The sequence below is a fragment of the Pseudomonas sp. FSL W5-0203 genome (assembly GCF_001896155.1).
Classification (GTDB): Bacteria; Pseudomonadota; Gammaproteobacteria; order Pseudomonadales; family Pseudomonadaceae; genus Aquipseudomonas; species Aquipseudomonas paracarnis.
The window spans coordinates 1-17,916 of the sequence record NZ_MPOR01000021.1; the positions used below are offsets into that span (position 1 = coordinate 1).

At 60.1% G+C, this 17,916-nt stretch carries 16 protein-coding genes; 4 read left to right on the forward strand and 12 right to left on the reverse strand.

From position 1 onward, the window contains the following. Positions 1–269 precede the first annotated feature (269 nt). The 7 genes from BOP96_RS18325 to BOP96_RS18355 all read right to left on the reverse strand — a co-directional run bounded on the left by BOP96_RS18325 (position 270) and on the right by BOP96_RS18355 (position 6,275). Entirely contained in the window at positions 270–1,577 is a 1,308-nt protein-coding gene (locus BOP96_RS18325) for a hypothetical protein (RefSeq protein ID WP_032873010.1), read from the reverse strand. A 49-nt stretch (positions 1,578–1,626) separates the two neighbouring features. Next, complete coding sequence (locus BOP96_RS18330) at positions 1,627–2,370, reverse strand: hypothetical protein (protein ID WP_032901657.1); 744 nt, start codon at positions 2,368–2,370, stop codon at positions 1,627–1,629. A gap of 37 nt (positions 2,371–2,407) precedes the next feature. Beyond that, positions 2,408–3,088 (reverse strand): C39 family peptidase, encoded by a 681-nt coding sequence (locus BOP96_RS18335; RefSeq protein ID WP_020301091.1) that lies wholly within the window; start codon positions 3,086–3,088, stop codon positions 2,408–2,410. 61 nt (positions 3,089–3,149) lie between these two features. Next, entirely contained in the window at positions 3,150–3,884 is a 735-nt protein-coding gene (locus tag BOP96_RS18340; RefSeq protein WP_003190893.1) for a hypothetical protein, read from the reverse strand. Positions 3,885–3,952: 68 nt separating this feature from the next. After that, positions 3,953–4,504 carry a hypothetical protein gene (locus BOP96_RS18345; RefSeq protein WP_020301092.1) on the reverse strand — a complete coding sequence of 184 codons (552 nt, stop codon included), beginning with the start codon at positions 4,502–4,504 and terminating at the stop codon, positions 3,953–3,955. After that, complete coding sequence (locus BOP96_RS18350) at positions 4,504–4,962, reverse strand: hypothetical protein (protein ID WP_019817803.1); 459 nt, start codon at positions 4,960–4,962, stop codon at positions 4,504–4,506. The genes BOP96_RS18345 and BOP96_RS18350 overlap by 1 nt, the downstream gene beginning before the upstream one ends. Before the next feature lie 314 nt (positions 4,963–5,276). After that, positions 5,277–6,275 carry a FecR family protein gene (locus BOP96_RS18355; protein ID WP_014718737.1) on the reverse strand — a complete coding sequence of 333 codons (999 nt, stop codon included), beginning with the start codon at positions 6,273–6,275 and terminating at the stop codon, positions 5,277–5,279. A gap of 148 nt (positions 6,276–6,423) precedes the next feature. Between BOP96_RS18355 and BOP96_RS18360 the strand changes: the two genes are divergently transcribed. Next, the gene (locus BOP96_RS18360; protein ID WP_014718736.1) at positions 6,424–6,693 is read left to right on the forward strand and encodes a PepSY domain-containing protein; all 270 of its coding nucleotides are present in this window, start codon (positions 6,424–6,426) and stop codon (positions 6,691–6,693) included. Between the two features lie 19 nt (positions 6,694–6,712). On the opposite strand, the gene BOP96_RS18365 is transcribed toward BOP96_RS18360, so the two are convergent. Then, complete coding sequence (locus BOP96_RS18365) at positions 6,713–11,854, reverse strand: dermonecrotic toxin domain-containing protein (RefSeq protein WP_073453608.1); 5,142 nt, start codon at positions 11,852–11,854, stop codon at positions 6,713–6,715. Between the two features lie 170 nt (positions 11,855–12,024). On the opposite strand from BOP96_RS18365, the gene BOP96_RS18370 reads away from it, so the two are divergent. Further along, a complete protein-coding gene (locus BOP96_RS18370; RefSeq protein ID WP_020301093.1) occupies positions 12,025–13,062 on the forward strand; it encodes an Ldh family oxidoreductase in 1,038 nt (345 codons plus the stop codon). A gap of 33 nt (positions 13,063–13,095) precedes the next feature. Here the strand turns inward: BOP96_RS18370 and BOP96_RS18375 are convergent, their stop codons facing one another. Then, entirely contained in the window at positions 13,096–13,416 is a 321-nt protein-coding gene (locus BOP96_RS18375) for a DUF883 family protein (RefSeq protein ID WP_019817806.1), read from the reverse strand. 164 nt (positions 13,417–13,580) lie between these two features. Here BOP96_RS18375 and BOP96_RS18380 point away from each other — a divergent pair, with 164 nt between their 5' ends. Beyond that, entirely contained in the window at positions 13,581–13,835 is a 255-nt protein-coding gene (locus tag BOP96_RS18380) for a hypothetical protein (protein WP_003190904.1), read from the forward strand. On the opposite strand, the gene BOP96_RS18385 is transcribed toward BOP96_RS18380, so the two are convergent. Next, entirely contained in the window at positions 13,807–14,727 is a 921-nt protein-coding gene (locus tag BOP96_RS18385; RefSeq protein WP_020301094.1) for a LysR family transcriptional regulator, read from the reverse strand. The genes BOP96_RS18380 and BOP96_RS18385 overlap by 29 nt on opposite strands. Positions 14,728–14,818: 91 nt before the next feature. On the opposite strand from BOP96_RS18385, the gene BOP96_RS18390 reads away from it, so the two are divergent. Continuing rightward, the gene (locus tag BOP96_RS18390) at positions 14,819–15,745 is read left to right on the forward strand and encodes a carbon-nitrogen hydrolase family protein (RefSeq protein WP_073453610.1); all 927 of its coding nucleotides are present in this window, start codon (positions 14,819–14,821) and stop codon (positions 15,743–15,745) included. A gap of 56 nt (positions 15,746–15,801) precedes the next feature. Here BOP96_RS18390 and BOP96_RS18395 read toward each other — a convergent pair whose 3' ends face one another. Next, positions 15,802–16,263, reverse strand: coding sequence for an LEA type 2 family protein (locus BOP96_RS18395; protein ID WP_073453612.1), 462 nt, complete (start codon positions 16,261–16,263; stop codon positions 15,802–15,804). A 12-nt stretch (positions 16,264–16,275) separates the two neighbouring features. Then, positions 16,276–17,706, reverse strand: a complete 1,431-nt coding sequence (locus BOP96_RS18400) for a nucleobase:cation symporter-2 family protein (RefSeq protein WP_032901653.1) — start codon at positions 17,704–17,706, stop codon at positions 16,276–16,278. Positions 17,707–17,916 lie beyond the last annotated feature (210 nt).

Genomic DNA, 17,916 nt, shown 5'->3' on the forward strand with positions numbered 1-17,916 from the left:
CCGCTCCCACAGGGGATTTGTGTCAGGCGCTGATTTTGTGGGCAATGCATGGCCAATGTGGGAGCTGGCTTGCCTGCGAAAGCGGTAGTGCAGTCACAGATGCAGCAACTGACACACCGCCATCGCGGGCAAGCCCGCTCCCACAGGGGATTTGTGTCAGGCGCTGATTCTGTGGGCAATACAGGGCCCATGTGGGAGCTGGCTTGCCTGCGAAAGCGGGAGTGCAGTCACAGATGCAGTAACTGACACACCGCCCGCAGGCAAACCAATCAGAAGTAATACGGGAATTTCAGGCTGAACGTAAAGTCCGGCGCATCATCGGTCATCCCAATCGCCAGGTTCGGCACGATGGTCAGGTTATCCGAGGCGGCAATCGTCATGCCCACGTTGAAATAGCCGGCGTTGGCATCGCTGGACACCACTGATTGCCAGTCGCCGCCATCGGGCTTGAGCTTGCTCTTGCGCTGCACCAGGTCGGAAACCGAGAACGACATGCTCATCTTCTCGTTCAAGGCAAAGGCGACGCCGACCCCGAATTGGAAGCTGTCGCCCAGGCGTACCTTGCCTCCTACCTTCTGATTGACTTCGCTGCTGATGTCATCGAAAGAATCTTCAAAGTTGTGGGTGTACGACAACGAACCGAACAGCACGGCCGGGTCGAAGGTCTTGACCAGGGAGATGCCCGGCGTGACCGACCAGACCCCGTTACCCGTGGGCAGGCTTTCGGGCACGTAGAGGTTATCGTTGTTAGGTTGCTTGACCAGTTTGATGCCGAAGGGCTCTTTGCCCGTCGGGGCCTTGACGCGCACCGACACCACCGCATCGGGCAAGGTCGAGGTTTCGTCGAGGAACTTGTACGCCACGCCAAAGTTGACATCGCCGATGGTCGGGTCACGGGTCACGGAACCTTCGGAGGTGGCGGTGGCGTCGTTGCCGGCGCCGCCCGACTGGTAGGTGGACTCGCGGTACACCACCGGCACGTTCAGGTCGAACTGCCAGCGGTTGTCGACGTTGTAGCGCCCGGTAAGGTCCAGGGTCCAGCTGTCGGACTTGATCCGGTCCAGGTTGATGTTGCCCAGGAAAATCGAGTCCAGCGCCAGGAAACCATTGAGCGTCAACTGGCGCGCGTCATAACGGGCATAGGTGATGCCCGTTTCCACGCTGAACTTGCCATTGCCGAAAAAGCCGCTGGCCTCGTTGTACAGGTTGCTCACACTTTGCGCAGGGGCCGAGTCGTCCTTGAGGGCCTGGCCGTAGGAGCTGCCACCCCCGCCAGCGCCACCGGATGCCGCGGCTGCGCCCGTACCGCTAGCCGCGACAGTGTTAGCGCCGTTCTTGAAGTCGGCCGGTGATTTGGCCAGGCGCCTGGGGGCGGGCGTTGCCGGTTGGTCCTCGACCTGGCGCACACGTTGCTCCAGCACGGCCAAGGCTTTTTGCTGCACGTCGTAGCGTTGCTTGAGTTCCAGCAGTTCCTTCTTCAGGGTTTCGATGTCAGCGTCTGGCGCGGCATACAGCACGGATGCGGGCAAGAGCGTACTCAAACAAACCACCGCACGTAGCGATAACGATCGATGCATGAAATAAGCCGTCCTTTTCTAATGCGTAAGTGTCGAGGGTCAGCGTAGTTCAATAACCGAGCGTGCGTAGGCCTTTGAGTTGATCCAGGTTGCAGTTCAACGCGGCGTTGTTCAGCCCGTTATTGTTCATCACCACGTTGATCTGGGTGATGTTTCTGACAAGGTTGCTATCGCCGGTCAATACCGTGCCCTGCAGCACGTTCCCCGCGCCGATCTGTTGCAGGCTGTTGCCCTGGTTGTGATTGGCCTGGATGGCCATCTGCACGCCGCCACTGTTGGCCGATACGCTGACACGGCCCGCGGCGCTGTCCCCGGTCACTGTACCGCCCGCCACCAGCACCTGGCCGGACTGCAGGTTATTGGCGGGGCTAACCCCATTTTCGACGTTGATGCCCACATTGTTGTAGGCGGCGTTGCCATCGCCGGCGGTGCGTACACTTTGGGTCACGCCCTGGCCGCTGCCGAGGCCGGCACCCCCGACCACATTGCCGGTGCCCGTGTTGGGGCGCGTGCCGGTACCGGTCGAGCCGGTGGTTTGCACGTAGAACTGTGGGGTAATGGTGGTCTTGTCGATCTGCATGTTGGCCGTGCCGGTGATGTTGCTACCTTCGGCATTGGTCCAGGTGCTGCTCATGACAATGCCAAAGCTGATGATGCGTCCCGGCATCACATAACGGCCGCGCAGCTCGGCCATTTCGGCGTCCTTGAGTTCGATGGGCTTGAACCCCGAGGACGCATAAGCAGGCATTGAGGCGGCCAGACACAAGACCGTCAGCCAACGGGAAGTGTTCATCTGCTGCTCCTGGGGCGTCCTGCCCCTTATTGCGCTTCTAGAAGAAGTCGCTCTGGATAAAACCGAAATCCATCAGCTCGGCATCGCCCACAGGCCTGAACTCATTCATCTGGCTCTTGGCGGTCAGCGGCAGGGGCGGGTCGAGCAAGACGTTGGCCTTGTCGTAACCCTCACCCAGTACGGCGAAGACAATGCCATTCCAGCCTTTGACGAAATCGTCACGGGAATAGCGCTTGTGGCCCAATACGGGGTCGCCGATGTACACCCAGTCCTTGTCGGCCCGTTGCAACACCACGAAGTGCTTGTAGCCGCGAATTTCCAGCAGCACCACCACGGGGATTTTCACGGTCAGCAGGGTCTCAGGCGCGATCTTGTAGCCCCGGGCACGCATGCCGATGCTCTCGAGGTAGCGCTTCATGTCCAGCATGGAAAAGCCCTGGGTTCGCACCAGGTCCTGGTCGGCGGTGACCAGCATGCCTTTGATGATGTGTGCTTCGTCGACGTCCAGCCAATAGGCCTGGCGCAGGATGGTGGCGAGTGCTGCGGCACCGCAGCTGAAGTCGGTTTTCTGTTCCACCAGGTTGGCGAACCGGCGCTCGCGAATGCTCTCGACCTTCTTGAAAATCACCGCACCGCCGGGCATGGCGGAAATCGCCATGGTGCCTGCCCAGGTCGTGCCGGTGAGTAACATCAGGAGGGTGAGGGTCGCGATACGCATGATCGAATGACCTGTTGGACACTGGAATAAAAAAGGGCCTTGTCGCCAAGGCCCCGTTGGATCAGAAGCGCACGCCGCTGGCGCAGACGCTGCAACCTTGGCCGATCGACAGGCTGTTGCTGCCTTGGTTGCCCGCACCCGATTGCAGGTTGACACCTACGTTGCCGGAGTTGCGGTTAACCGAGTTGTCGAGGCTTGCGTTGTTGGACACGTACTGAGGCTTGCCATAACCATGGCTGCTGGCGGCCGTGTTCAGGTAGCTGTTGTTGAGCGAGTTCTGCTCGGTGTTGGACGCTGCTGCGATGTTCTTGCCGTCAGCGGTGGTGATGGCCAGGTTGTTTTTACCCTGGTTCCCCTGGCCGGCCTGGCCGTTGTAACCCACGTTGCCGGAGTTGCCGGTGATGGAACCGTCCAGGGAGGCGTTGTTTTGCGTGCCTTTGTTGACGAAGTTGTTATGCGAGCTGCCTTGGTCGACATCGATCACGGCAAACACGGTGGCGAAGTCGCCTTTGGCACTGGAAATGGCGCCGGCGTTGTCAGCCTGGTTGCCGGAACCTGATTGTGCGTTGACCCCGACATTACCGCTGTTGCTATTTACCGAGTTGTCGGCTGATGCGTTGTTCTCGGTGTTGGTGTCGTCGAATTTGTTGTGTTCGCTTTTCTGTACGTCAGTGACCACAGCGGCCACAGTACCGGTGGGTTGTGGGGTTGGATGCCAGCCACCCGCTTGAGCAGCAGCAGCCATGAGTGCGGCGAGAGCGAAAACCATTGGTTTCAGAGCCATTTGAGGTTTCATGGTGTTTCTCCTTGCTTCTAATTAGTTGGTTAAGTGTTGGTACGGTCTAACGAACGTCTACCAAGCGGTTACTTGATAGTGATGCCCAGGGTGTTAGCCACTCGGTTCCCCACCCCGGCACTCTGGTTCACCTGTGTCACTCCTCGGCTGCCGGTGAAGGCCTGGTCGCTGGTCACGACCTGGCGGCTGCCAGTGGTGGGGGTGAGCCCTGAGTCGGTTGCCAGCGTCGTCGTGTTCTGTTGCAACAGGACGCTGTCATCGATGCTCTGCGGGCCAGGGTTGAGGCTGATCCGCACAGCGTTGATGGATTGGTTATTAGCCCCGGCAGACTGGTTGATGCCCAGTACGCCGTTGCCACTGCTGAATGAGTTGCCCTGGATCGCGGCCTTGGCGTTCAGGGACGGGTCGACCTTGCCGTCGACACGCTGGATGTCGACGTTGGTGGCCTGGCCACCGAGCGCGATGGCGCGGCTGTTGGACATTTGTTGCCCCGTGCCGGCGGCCTGGTTGATCGACAGCACGCCGTCGTATTGCTGGCCGCTGTGGTTGATCACGGCGGTGTTGTCGGCCATGGCCGAGGCGCTGCCCAGCAGGGCAAGCACCAACAGGGCGCGCTTCATCACTTGCCCCCCATCATGCTGCCGAGGTTGTTGAGCGGCGCCATGCCACGCTGGATCGAGTCGCTGATCTGCCCGCCCATGCTGCTGCCGCTGCCCGCACCATGGCCTGCCGCTGCGCCAGCGCCGAGTGTCGACATGCTGTTTTGGGTGGCGCCCAGGCCTGACAGGCTGCCGTTGGGCTGTAGGGAGCGGGCGAGGCTGGAGCCACTGCTGATGCCGCCGATATCCCTGTCGCTGAGTTCGCCGGTCAAAGCGTTGTTGATCTCTTTGCTGGGGTTGGCATTGGCGGTGTTGGGGTAGGGGTCGGGCAGCGAGGTGCGCCCGTACATGTGGCCCTGCACCGTACGCCCGGTCACGATCACACCGTCACCCGCCTGGCTCGTCAGGCTGACACCTGCACTGAGCACGCAACTGATCAGCAGTACGTTTATCGACGAGGCGTGTGTGAGTGTGTTCACGGCGGCAGTCCTTATTCTTAACGCTGACCCTAAACAGCGGTGTCAGGGAAAGAGCAGAAGGCGTGCCGCTTTTTATTAGATGTGGTTATTCAAGGGGTTGGGAGAAAGTCGAGGCAAAGTGATGGCAACCCTGTTTCAGGGTTGAAACAGTCTCAAAGGCGTGAGATAGGCCCATGCTCATCTCACGCTGTCTCAGCCATGTAACACTGCCTGTGACAGAACCATGAATCCGCATACGGCGGGCGATGCAGGTGAGGGAGGTGTTTCAAAAATGGACACCTGCGGCCCAAACGTCCCGCTTCGTGCGAGCGGGCTCAGCCCTTGGGGGCTTTACGCGGAATGGAGTTGAGCACGGGGTTGCCGTCCTGGTTTTGGGTCAGGTACACCGGCAACACCTTGGGCAGGGAGGGCACGAGGTTGTTGACCTCATTGATGTTGTAGATACCGCCGACGCGAATCGCGCCGGTACTGGCGTCTGCGAGCATCACCGGCTTTTTCAGGTAGCGGTTGATCAGGGGCAAGGCGTCCGTGAGGGTCAGGTTGTCGAGCACCAGCTTGCCCTGGCGCCATGCCAGCGCGGTGTCATCGGGATTGATAGCGGCGACCTGCGGGGTCGCGTCACCCTGATGGAAACTGGCTTGCATGCCTGGGCTAAGCGGCACACTGGCATGCTCGCCGTCGCTGGAGATCTGCACCGAGCCCTCCAGTAACATCACCCGCACCTGATTTTCATATTCCCAGACATTGAATTGCGTGCCGGTCACTCGCACCTGGCCTTCGCCGGCCCGCACGATAAACGGGTGGTGGCTGTCGTGCGTGACGTTGAAGAACGCTTCGCCCTTTTTCAGGGTGACACGGCGCTGGTCCTTGTAATGGCTGTAGACCAACTCGGTGCCCAGGTTCAACTCCACTTGGCTGCCATCGCCCAGGGTGACTTTTTTCAAGCCATTGGCTGCTTCGAACCGTTCATAGGAGCTGGGCAACCAGCCCGCTTCCCAGCCGGTGAAGGCGGCAAGCGGCAATGCCGCCAGGCACACCGCTGCGGCCACCGCGTAGGTGCGCAAGCGGCTGGCTGGCTTCTTGATTGGGACCACCACCGCCTCAGGCTTGTCGCGGGGCAGGTGGTCGGCCACGTCCCAGATCTCGAGCATGGCTGCATATTCGAAGGCGTGCAGCGGATGGGCATCGTGCCACTGGGTAAAAGCCTGACGTTCGCCCGCCGTGCAATCTGCAGCATGCAGGCGCATGCACCAATGCGCGGCGGCGTCGGTGATGGCGTCATATTCGGTTTCTGAAAGGGGCTTTTCGCTCATTAACTCATCCTGATTTCCCACATTCTAACCTCCCAAGGTGGACGGCGAGAACTGCATCATGGCGATTGCACATCAATTGGAACTTATTCTTGTTTGTGTGCGCCTAAAAATTCAGGAATTAACCTGTCGTCCACTATGGAGTACGAAAATGTTGAAGAAAACCTTGATCGCCCTGTGTGCTACTTCCGCGCTGTTGAGCGCTGGCGCCGCCATGGCCGACAAGCCGGGTGCAGGCTGGATCACCATTGAGAAAGCCATCGAGGTGGCGAAAACCAAGGCCGGCTACATTGAGGTCTACGCCGCTGAAGCGGATGACAATGGCTATTGGGAAGTCAAAGGTCGCAAGTCCGATGGCATCGTGTATGAGGCGCGCATCGATGGCGCTTCCGGTAACGTGCTGCGTGACCAGAAAGACTGATGCACTCGCCGGGGGCCGTTCAGGCGCCCGGCTCCACCTGGCGGCCAAGATGGGTGATCAGGTACGTCACCGAGTCGGCGTTGGCCAGAATGGTGTCAATCCGTTTATCAGGGACTGACATGAAAATGATCCTCGCGTCCTGCAAGGTCTTGGCACCGGTGGCCTTGAAAATTTTCTTTTCAATTGCAGAACCTGGTTTGAAGTCTTCCCACAGTTCGGTGAGGGTGTCTTGAGTCTTGAACAGCATCGTTGCAGGCGTCATCGTCGATAACGCGGTGCTGCGCAGATCCTCCAGGGTGGTTTTAAGCACTTCGGCGCCGGGCCTTTCGATATTGATCAAGTCTGGGAAGGGTCGCATGCTGTCCAGGTAGGCAATGTCCACGGTGTCGAGCTTCAAGTGCGATAATTCGTGAATCAGCGTGCTGGCCCTGGCGTGCGTCGATATGTTGAACGCCACATTCTCCAGCAGACGGTTCTGGTAGACGTCCAGATTAGGGTCGAAGAATCGGCTCAGAAGATACAGCTTGCGTTCTGTGTCAGCGGGAATTATGAATGCATAATCCGACGCCGGGTCCTGTCGGCTGGTGCCCGCGACAAAACGCATGGAGTTCGGACCGGTCAAGCTGGGGTCGGTGAGTTCATCGATGATCTCGTCGATTATTTTTGTGACTCTCAAGACCTGGTCCGGGGTCAGTGTGACGACACCAAACATTTCCCCTAAAAACCGCCCAACCCGGCTGTCAGGGTCGCGTTGTACAGCAAATTGCGCAACGTTGCGGCGGCAGTTCAGCGCGTAATAAGTCGCAAAGTTCAACGCTTCGGTGATGGCCTGGGCTTTCCAATAGGTCAACGCGCCAATATCGCGGATACCGACCGCTTCAATGTTGATGTCCCGTACCTCATTGCGCCACGTCTTGAGGTACGACTGGGCCCTGCCGAAGCGCGGCTCCTGGCCGTCCAGCTTCAGTACCCATATGCCCTGCGCATTACGGCCGATGTACGGCCCCACCTGCTCGTCGTTGGCGAGGCGCCAATGTTGTGCGGCGTTCTTGACGCTATACACCTTGCCGGCCAGCGGCACGTAGTATTTCGCGTTTTTCTGGTCTTCATACACCTGGCTGAGCGTGCTCTTTTTCAGGTCTTGCAACGCCACGTCCTGTGCCTCGAACGGTTGCAGCCGGGTGCGCGAAGGGCAGGTGACATGCCAGGTGGCGAGGGTGGTGGCTGCGGGCAGTGACTCATCTGTCAGCTCGGCCAGCGAGCGCTCCTTTTCAGTGGGTGGGGCAAGGGCGGTGCCGTCCAGCGCACTGCGCAGGGCGGCCATTTGCGCCACGCCCCTGACGAAATCCTTGAATGCAGCCTGCCACTGGTGTAGCTGCAAGGCTTCGGCCGAGCGCTTGAACAAGGTGTAGCTACGCCATACCACCAGCGGGTAGGCGAGTTTGCCGGCCATGAACTGCACCGCCGTCGGGATTTGCGTGCCGAACAAGCGGGTCGCATGATCCCACAAGGTCTTGGTGCCTTCTTCGAATTGGCTGCCCAGTACCTTGAGCAACATCAATGTGTTCTCGCTGAACAGGTAATGCAGCACATTGCCCGTCACTGCCGAAGCGGCCAGGCGGATATCGGACGGGCTATGCTGGTTGTTTTTCAGCAAATGGCGGTAAGTGGCCTGGTGCGGGTCTTCCAGGTGCATAAGCACCCAGTCCTGCAGGATGCCGGGCCTTTGTATCTCATCCAGCAAGGCCGTTTCATCCGCGTATTCCTTGAACACATGCTGTTCGCTGTACGGCGCGTAGAGCACCCATGGACCCTCGCCAGGAAACTGCGGGCCGATCAGGTACACACCCAGCACCTTGGCGGTACTGGCGCCTTCGGTGGCGATCAGTTCCAGCGGTCGAATCATCGCCGTGGTCCCGCTGAGTGAAGCTCGGGCCACGGTGTCCGGCATATCGAAAATCTGCTGGACCAGGCTCAAGGCTCGGGTGGAAAGCCGCTCCTGCAACCGTTGCTCGTCGGCGTGTTGCAGCGCTTGCCACGGCAACTGACGGCAAAACAGACGCCTGCGTTGGCGTGCATCATCGGTTTGCGCCTCAAGGTGGCTTCGCACCTGTTGCTGATAAGCGCTTTTGAGATCCAGCTGTCGCACCATTTGTATTACGGCACTTGCGTCCAGGGCTTGCGGTAATGGCTTTGCCGTGCGTGAACGTGGGCGGATGTGTTGAACCGTCAGATTTGGCCAGTGCCGCAACGCAAAGTCGGTCAGGTTGTCGACATTCACATCGAGCACTGCATCGGTGGGGATCAGGATGTGATCGGGGTTGAGCGCCTGGCCGGGAAAGCGCGCCTCAAGCAGCGTCATCAGCGTGGTGAAGGCATAAGCACGCAGGGGTTGGATGTCATGCAGGTAGTCATGTTCCTCGTCGGCGTTGTTGCAGTACTGCTCCAGAAGTTCAGCCTGGTGGATTTGGTCCTGGGCCGGCGCCATACCCAGCCACACCGGCAGTGCCTGCTGGTTGACCATGGCATCGGCCAGTGTGATTGCCCTGCCAAGGTTGGTGGGCGGAGGCTGTTCGATGACGGCGTCCAACCGATCCTGCAAGGCACGGGCGCGCAGGCCCATGGATAGCAGGTGATCCACGCCTTCCATGACCGCGTCGTTGTAGCTGTCTACTCGGTCATTCAACAGGTCCTGATCAATACGTTGCAGCGGGCCCTGGCGAAATGCCTGATGGGGCTCGCGCAAGCTGAACGGCAGATTTTCCAGCAGGCTCAAGCTGTTGATCGGGTGCGCCAGGCGCTGGGTGATTTCATCGCGCAGGGCGTTGATCGAGGCAAAGACTTCGTAGCCCAGGCGCGGGGTCCAGAGCAGCGCCTGGCCCGAGCGCTGCGGGTCGATACCGCCGCGCTCAGTAATCACGAACGTATTGGCCAGCGGTTGTGGCGTATCGACGGCGTTCAAGTCCAACGTCAACCCATAGGCATCCGGCAAAAATCCGTTAAGGCCATGGCGTGTCAAGCGCGACAGACTGTCGGGCTGAAGTAGCGTGTCGAGAATGGCCTGGCTTGTGGGCGCCAGGGTTTTATCCAGCGACCTCAGCTCGGCTTCGCTGCGTAACCCCACCAGCATCGAGTGGGCGTGTTTGGCGTGAGTCTTGACCAGAAACTCATGGGGTTGCTGGCGCATGGCGTGCTTGGAAAACAGCAGCAGGACGCGCTCGATGACGGTGTTGAACGTCTTGAGCGTCATGCTTGGCAATTGCACGAAGACATTGCCTTCGCCCCGCGTATAGAACTTCGTCCTGGACGAGAAGGGCACCGCAGGCGCCTCTTGGGCCAGACGTTCAATGAAGTGCTCAAGCATGCTCAATGACTGCACTGGCGCACGCTCTTCACGCTCCTGGGCACGCGTGGCGTAGGTATTGATAAACACCTCTTCGGCTTTGACTGACTGTTGCTGCAGTTGCAGTTCAGCGTTGAGCGTGTCAGCGACGATGCTACGTAAGGTCGGGTGGTGCGCGCGCTCCATCGCCAGCGCACGCTCAATCGCCCGCAGGTTCTGAAGCTGCAGCCGGGCGCGCTCGGCCTTGACGGTCGTAGGGCGGCCATTACCACGGGTGACCGGATGCAACGTCCAGCGCCCGTTGGTCTCTAGTGTGGCCAGTTGATTGTCCAGCAAGGCACGTACGTCCAGGGCACTGTCGAGCAGGGCTGTGAGGTCCACTTGGCCATCGCTGCGCCGGTAGATTTCCAGGGCGTGGTTAAGGTTGTCCGTTTGCTTGCGCGCAATGTCTTGTACCAAGGTCACGAACACATTGCCGGGTATCGGCCTTGCCGCGATGGTGATCGGGTCCAGGCCGAGCAGCGTGTCGCGCTCATCCAATGAGAGGAAGTTGAGCCATTCGTCCTCGTAGCCTTCGGCCTTGAGCATGCTCAGTAACCGGTCTTTGAGGTCGTCGAGGTTTTCCAGCACCTGTAACCCGCGCGATTGGGTGTAGAGGTACGCGTGGTGCTCGGTGATCATCAAGGTGCTCGCTGGTTCAACGTAATGTTGATGAGGGGCATAAAGGCGCACCTTTTCCACGCTGAGGTTTTCGGCATGGGCGCTGCGGGCGCTTTGGTCGCTGAGGAACAGGGCCTGAAGTGCGTGGCTTTCCTCGGCGGTAATAATCTCGCCCTGGCGCTTGAGCAACACATCGAGGCGAAACTTCTGCGCCACGCCTTGAGCAAAAAAATCCACGCGCGAGGTGCCGCTGTCGATATCTTCATTCCAGTAGGTCTGCAACAGGCTTTCCAACAGCTTCGAGAGAGTACTGGAGCTTTGTTCGATCAAGGCCTCCCAACGCCGGTGATCTTCTTCCCGTTCGGAGGCAGTGAAACCAGTGGTGTCATGTTTTGGGTTCGAGTATTCGCGTATCTGCCCTTTGGGCCACCTGTGACGCACATAAAATTGCAGCAGCGCTTCGCTCAAGGTCTGCGAGTTGACCCAGCGTGGCGTTGCTTGCTCAGCTTCGCGGGTTAAGACATTGACCCGTGTGTCCCGTTGATCCAGGTGTTTGAAATGGGGGCGGGCCATGACGCTCAGCAGCGTGTCGAGCATGTCAGGCAAGGTCGGGGTTTTTTGCAGGTGGTCGAGCATGGCCTTGACGTTATCCAGCTGGCAGGCCTGGAGCATGCGTGCCTGCTCCGGCATGACTTCATCTTCGATGAGCTGAGTGGTCAACACCATGGGCGTGTCAGCGCCCAGCGCATTGCGTTGGTCCATCGACAGGTAGCTCAGCAAAGGGGCGCTCTGCAGTGGGTCTTCCAATTGCTCGATCAATTCGCTCAGCAGGGCAGCGTGGCTGTCATAGACCTGTATGCCGTTATCCGGGGTGTAGAGCAATGCCTTGGCGGCGTCGGGTGTCGGGCTGATCGCGAACGCGCCGGCAAGGGGAATGGGGGGCTTGCCGGAAATGTTGATCAGGACCTTTTCAACACGCATGGGGTGATCATGCCGGCTTGTGTCCTGCCGAGACTCGTCGGTAGCCAGGTAAAGGTTGTACAGCCAATCAAGGTCTTTGGCGGTGAGCCCCAGCGTACGTTCACGAGCGGTGGGCGAGGCTTTGCCTTGGGGTTTGAGAAACTCAGGGAAGAAATACGGGGGCGTTAAGCGAACCACAGCCTGTCTCCGGCGTGCCAGGAAAAGCACAGGGTAGGCAGGCGTCCGTGGTGCAAGGCGGTAAATATTCAGCGCTGCGCACGTTGACAACGCAGAGCGTGCGTGGTGTTTAATCGAGGGTCTGGATGTCCCATTCGTTGCCCCTTCCAATCATAAAAACGGAGCTTCAAATGTCTGCGCAGTCCCCGACAGTTGCCACCGCTTGTGCCTCGATCCGCTTCGCTGAACTGGAGGAGTTACTTCATCAGGTGTTCGTTCGGCACGGCACATCGGCGCAGGTTGCTGCGATTCTTGCGCACAACTGCGCAAGTGCCGAGCGTGACGGTGCCCACAGTCACGGTATTTTTCGCATCCCCGGTTACCTTTCGACGCTGGCCAGTGGATGGGTCAACGGCACCGCCGTCCCCAGCGTGACCGATGTGGCCTCAGGCTTTGTGCGCGTCGATGCGGGCAATGGTTTTGCCCAGCCGGCCCTGGCGGCGGCGCGCCCGTTGCTGGTGGAGAAGGCACGCAGCGCCGGCATCGCGTTGCTGGCAATCCATAACTCCCATCACTTTGCTGCCCTGTGGCCGGACGTCGAGCCGTTTGCCGAGGAGGGGCTGGTGGCACTCAGCGTGGTCAACAGCATGACCTGCGTGGTGCCCCACGGCGCGGATCGTCCGTTGTTCGGCACCAACCCCATCGCGTTTGCGGCGCCCCGGGCCGACGGTGCGCCGATTGTGTTTGACCTGGCCACCAGCGCCATCGCCCATGGCGACGTGCAAATCGCCGCGCGCAAAGGCGAGCGGTTGCCACCGGGCATGGGCGTCGATAGCCTCGGGCAGCCGACCCAGGACCCTAAAGCCATTCTGGAAGGCGGCGCACTGTTGCCATTTGGCGGGCACAAGGGTTCGGCACTGTCGATGATGGTGGAGTTGCTGGCGGCAGCGTTGACGGGCGGCAACTTCTCTTTTGAATTCGATTGGACGGACCACCCAGGCGCGCGCACGCCGTGGACAGGCCAGCTTCTGATCGTGATCGACCCGAGTAAAACCGCTGGGCAAAGCTTCGCCCAACGCAGCCAGGAGCTGGTGCGGCAGATGCATGCGGCGGGGTTGCGTCGATTGCCGGGGGACCGACGCCATCGTACGCGGGCGAAGTCGCAGGAAACCGGGATCGAACTGGACGCGCAGGCGTTGCGCGAGTTGAGGGCGTTGGCGGCGGGGTGAAACAGGCTGCGCGGGGGGCGCAGCCTGAATGGATCAGTTACGGCGACCCAGCAACAGGCCGACCACCAGGCCAAAGCCTGCGGAAATGGCCACGGTCTGCCATGGGTGCCCGCCGATGTAAGTCTCGGTGGCATCCACGACCGGCTTGCTGCGTTCACGCACATTGGACACCGATTCCAGGGCTTGCTTGAGTTTGATGGCAACCTGCTCGCGCAGGGTTTCACCTTCCTCGCCCACCAGGGATGCGCTGCTTTTGAGCAGTTTGTCCGACTCTTCGATCAACGCGCTCAGTTCGCTGAACGCTTGGTCCTTGATTTGATCTTCGACAGCTTGGGCGGCGGTTTTGCGGGCCATTGAGTGACTCCTTGCAGGTGGATGTGGCAGTGAACAATGGAGTATCGGGGGGAGGCAAAAGTTGCAGTTTTTTTCCCCATGCGCTCATCCGAGGCAAAATCCGGATCGGGAACTTTGAGCCTACAGTGTAAGATGTCACCTATTTGTGCAGCAGGTAATTCAACATGAGCTTCAATCTCGCCAACAAGACCCTCGCCGAACGCGCCGAGCTGGAAGATGAAAAGTCGCGCCTCTACGACCTGTGGCAAACCAACCTGGGCAAGGCCAAGGGCGAAGCCGCGCGCTTGTTCGGTGAGCGCGCCAAGCGCAAGGGCAAGTGGGCCGAATGGGTGCGTGCCGAACTCGACGGCATGTCGCCGCCGGAGTTTTCCAACATGGTGCGCAGTGAAGTCAACAAGCTGATGGCGGCGGCGAAGTAAAGCACGCCACAATCGCTTCGCGTACCTTGAGCAACAGCGGGTCCAACTGAGCCTGGGTGCGCCAGCCCAACTCCACCGGGTAATGCGGTAGCGCCAGCGGGCAGGGCAGCACGCGCAGGCCGGTCATTTGCGCAATGGCGTGGGCTGCATGCCCGGGAATGGTTGCCACGGCGGTGCTGCCTTGGAGCAGATACGGCAGCGCGGCAAAGTGGCTGGTGGACGCGCACACGTGGCGGCGCAGCCCGTGGGCGGCCAAACCTTCATCGGTAATGCCGATAAACCCGCCTGACGACACCAATACATGTTCCCGTGTGACAAACCCCTGCAGGTCGATAGCCTCCTGGCCCGGCGCCAGGCTATGGGGGTCTACCAGGCAACGATAGTCACCTTCCCCCAGCACCTGTCGGCTCAGCCTGCGCTCGGTAAAACCGCCGGCGGTAATGGCCAGGTCCAGCGTGCGGTCGAGCAGGGCGGCGGCGACGATCTGGCTGTAGGTCTGGCGAAAGATCACCCGTAGTTTGGGCAGGCGCAGTGCGATGGCCTCCATCAGGCTTCGGCCATAAGCAATCTCGAAGTCATCCGACAGCCCCAGCACCACCGAGCGGCCCTCGTAGTGCGAGTTTTGCGGGCTGATCATCGCCAGGCTCTGGCGGCAGCGATCCAATGCCTCACTGATCACCGGTTTCAACTGATTGGCTCGCAATGTGGGCGCCAGGCCGCGTCCGGTGCGCACGAACAAAGGGTCGCCGTACAGCTCACGCAAGCGCCGCAGGCCCGCGCTGATCGCCGACTGCGTCACACCCAGTCGCAGCGCCGCACGGCTGGCACTGGACTCGTCGTGCAGGGCTTCGAAGGTTTTGAGCAGGTTGAGGTCAACCTGGGCGATATTCATTTGGCTCATATCATTTAGCACTGAGGTGGGCTTTATTCATGATCGAGTCTGGCCAGAGAATGGGCAACCCCTATCTATCGGAGTAAGCCTGATGCCCGTATCGACTGTCGCAGCCCTGCAAATCGGCGCCTTGCCTGGCGGCAAGGCTGACACCCAGGCGCAGATCCTGGCCTATGAGGATCAAATCCAGCGCAGTGGCGCGCACTTGGTGGTCATGCCCGAGGCGTTGCTGGGCGGCTATCCCAAGGGCGAAAGCTTTGGCACGCAATTGGGTTATCGCCTGCCCGAGGGCCGGGAAGCCTTTGCACGGTATTTTGCCAATGCCATTGACGTGCCGGGGCCAGAAACCGAGGCGCTGGCCGGGATGTCGGCGCGTACCGGTGCCAGCCTGGTGCTGGGCGTGATTGAACGCAGTGGCAGTACGCTGTATTGCAGCGTGTTGTATTTCGAACCCTCGGGCGGCCTGGTGGCCAAGCATCGCAAGCTGATGCCGACCGGCACCGAGCGGCTGATCTGGGGCAAGGGCGACGGCTCGACCCTGCCGGTGATTGACACCGCGGTTGGGCGTATCGGCGGCGCGGTGTGCTGGGAAAACATGATGCCGTTGCTGCGCACCGCGATGTACGCCAAGGGCGTCCAGGTGTGGTGTGCACCCACCGTGGACGAGCGCGACATGTGGCAGGTGAGCATGCGCCATATTGCCCATGAAGGGCGTTGCTTTGTGGTCAGCGCCTGCCAGGTGCAGGCATCGCCTGAAGCCTTGGGTGTGGAGGTTGCCAACTGGCCGGTGGACCGTCCGTTGATTGCCGGCGGCAGCGTGATCGTTGGACCCATGGGCGATATTCTGGCGGGGCCGTTGGTGGGCGAAGCGGGTTTGTTGACGGCGCAGATCGATACTGATCAGTTGGTGCGGGCCCGCTACGACTACGACGTAGTGGGGCATTACGCCCGGCCGGATATTTTTGAATTGGTGGTCGACGAGCGCGCCAAGCCAGGCGTTCGCTATATCACTGACTGAACGCAATCAACCTGTGGGAGCAGGCAAGTCAGCTCCCACATGTGGTTTTCAGCCACTTACCAGGTGGCAGTGTTCGGTAAGTCCAGGGTGCCACGCTCCACAAAACGCATGGTGCCAAACAGGCCACCCGCCAATTTGCCGCGCAGCACGTAGGGCAGGTTGTTCAGGCTTTGGGTCTGGCTAAGGCCCAGGGTCTGGCGCAACACCGAAAACGCCGAAACGCTGACCGGCACCATCAGTACGGTTTCAGAAAAGCGTGGGATGCTCCCAGCCTGATCGCTGACGCCAGAAGCGAGTGGCCGGCCATTGACCTCCAGATCCAGCGCCACGCCGTTGTAGTCGATTGCCGCTTCATTGGGGTTTTGCACCCGCAGCTTCACCGCAAAGCGCACTTCCAGTTCCTGGCTTTGCAGCGGCTCGATGCCCACCACATTGATGTTCACCGGGTCGCGGTTGGGGAACAGTGCGCAGGCGCTCAAGGTCAGCAGCAACAGCGATACAACCATGAGCTTGCGCATAAAGAAATGCTCCTACTTTTGGGTAACGTCCGGGTCCTGCATGACCTTGAGGGTAGAGGACTCCGGCTCGAATTCATCTTCTTCCAGCTCTATGAACTCTTCGGGCAGGAAAATGTTCAGCAGGATTGCACAGAATGCGCCCACGGTGATCGGCGATTCGAAGATGTTGTGCAGCGCCTTGGGCAGCTCGCGCAGCACTTCCGGCACGGCGGCGACGCCCAGGCCCATGCCTAGGGAAATCGCCACGATCAGCACATTACGTCGATGCAGGCCCGCTTCAGCGAGGATCTTGATGCCGGCCACGGCCACGGTGCCGAACATGATCAGAGTCGCGCCACCCAATACGGGCTTGGGCATCAGTTGCAGTACCGCGCCGATCATCGGAAACAGCCCCAGCAGCACCAGCAGGCCAGCAATGAAGTACGCCACGTAGCGGCTGGCCACGCCGGTCAATTGGATCACGCCGTTGTTCTGGGCAAAGGTCACCATCGGCAGGCTGTTGAAGGTGGCGGCCATCGCCGAGTTGAGGCCGTCGGCCAGCAGGCCGGACTTGATGCGCTTGATGTACAGCGGGCCCTTGACCGGTTGCTGGGAAATCATCGAGTTGGCGGTCAGGTCACCGGCGGCTTCCAGGGGCGAAATCAGGAAGATCACCGCCACCGGGATAAACGCCACCCAGTCGAACGAGAAACCATATTTGAACGGCACGGGCACGCTGATCAGCGGTACTTGGGGCAGGGCGGCCATGTCGACGCGGCCCAGCAGCCACGCTACTACAAAGCCCAGGGTCAAACCGATCACGATCGAACCCAGGCGCAGGAACGGGTTGTTGAAGCGGTTGAGTACCACGATGGTCAGCAGCACCAACGCCGCCAGGCCCATGTTGCCTGCGGCGCCGAGGTCGCTGGCACCATAGCCGCCGGCCATGTCGGTGACCGCCACCTTGATCAGCGACAAGCCCATCAAGGTAATGATGGTGCCGGTGACCACCGGGGTGATCAGTTTGCGCAGTTTGCCGATGAATTGGCTGAGCACCACTTCGATAAACGCCGCGAAAAAGCAGATGCCAAAGATCGTCGAGAGGATCTCATCGGTGCCGCCGCCCCGGGCCTTGACCATAAACCCGGCGCTCAAAATCACACTGATAAAAGAAAAACTGGTGCCTTGCAGGCACAACAGCCCCGAACCCACCGGCCCGAAGGTGCGCGCCTGCACAAAGGTGCCGAGCCCCGAGACAAACAGCGCCATGCTCACCAGGTACGGCACTTCGCTTTCCAGCCCGAGTACGCCGCCGACGATCAGGGTGGGCGTGATGATTCCGACAAAACTCGCCAACACATGCTGCAACGCGGCAAAAATCGCGGCGGTGAAGTGCGGGCGGTCTTCGAGGCCGTACATGAGGTCGGATTTATAGCGCGGGCGGGGGGCTTGAGCGTCAGACAAAATGATGGCTCGGGTCAGAAAATGGAGGCGCAGGATGCCAGAAAGTGCCAGGCGCCTGAAGTGTAAAAAAATATTTATAAAAAACCTGCGCTAAAGCCGTGGCCCAGCCGATATCAAGCATAGGCCCACACTACAACGACAACAGTGGTGACCAAGGTCTGGGCAGCGCGTTGACGCTGACGGATCGTTTCGCGGCAAGGACGCTCGCAA

Excerpts from the sequence above, each read along its gene's own strand:
- BOP96_RS18390 (WP_073453610.1), top strand. The coding sequence starts at position 14,819 with ATGCCCGTATCGACTGTCGCAGCCCTGCAAATCGGCGCCTTGCCTGGC.
- BOP96_RS18385 (WP_020301094.1), bottom strand. The coding sequence starts at position 14,727 with ATGAATATCGCCCAGGTTGACCTCAACCTGCTCAAAACCTTCGAAGCC.
- BOP96_RS18325 (WP_032873010.1), bottom strand. The coding sequence starts at position 1,577 with ATGCATCGATCGTTATCGCTACGTGCGGTGGTTTGTTTGAGTACGCTC.
- BOP96_RS18380 (WP_003190904.1), top strand. The coding sequence starts at position 13,581 with ATGAGCTTCAATCTCGCCAACAAGACCCTCGCCGAACGCGCCGAGCTG.
- BOP96_RS18370 (WP_020301093.1), top strand. The coding sequence starts at position 12,025 with ATGTCTGCGCAGTCCCCGACAGTTGCCACCGCTTGTGCCTCGATCCGC.
- BOP96_RS18335 (WP_020301091.1), bottom strand. The coding sequence starts at position 3,088 with ATGCGTATCGCGACCCTCACCCTCCTGATGTTACTCACCGGCACGACC.
- BOP96_RS18360 (WP_014718736.1), top strand. The coding sequence starts at position 6,424 with ATGTTGAAGAAAACCTTGATCGCCCTGTGTGCTACTTCCGCGCTGTTG.
- BOP96_RS18375 (WP_019817806.1), bottom strand. The coding sequence starts at position 13,416 with ATGGCCCGCAAAACCGCCGCCCAAGCTGTCGAAGATCAAATCAAGGAC.
- BOP96_RS18345 (WP_020301092.1), bottom strand. The coding sequence starts at position 4,504 with ATGAAGCGCGCCCTGTTGGTGCTTGCCCTGCTGGGCAGCGCCTCGGCC.
- BOP96_RS18355 (WP_014718737.1), bottom strand. The coding sequence starts at position 6,275 with ATGAGCGAAAAGCCCCTTTCAGAAACCGAATATGACGCCATCACCGAC.
- BOP96_RS18395 (WP_073453612.1), bottom strand. The coding sequence starts at position 16,263 with ATGCGCAAGCTCATGGTTGTATCGCTGTTGCTGCTGACCTTGAGCGCC.
- BOP96_RS18330 (WP_032901657.1), bottom strand. The coding sequence starts at position 2,370 with ATGAACACTTCCCGTTGGCTGACGGTCTTGTGTCTGGCCGCCTCAATG.
- BOP96_RS18340 (WP_003190893.1), bottom strand. The coding sequence starts at position 3,884 with ATGAAACCTCAAATGGCTCTGAAACCAATGGTTTTCGCTCTCGCCGCA.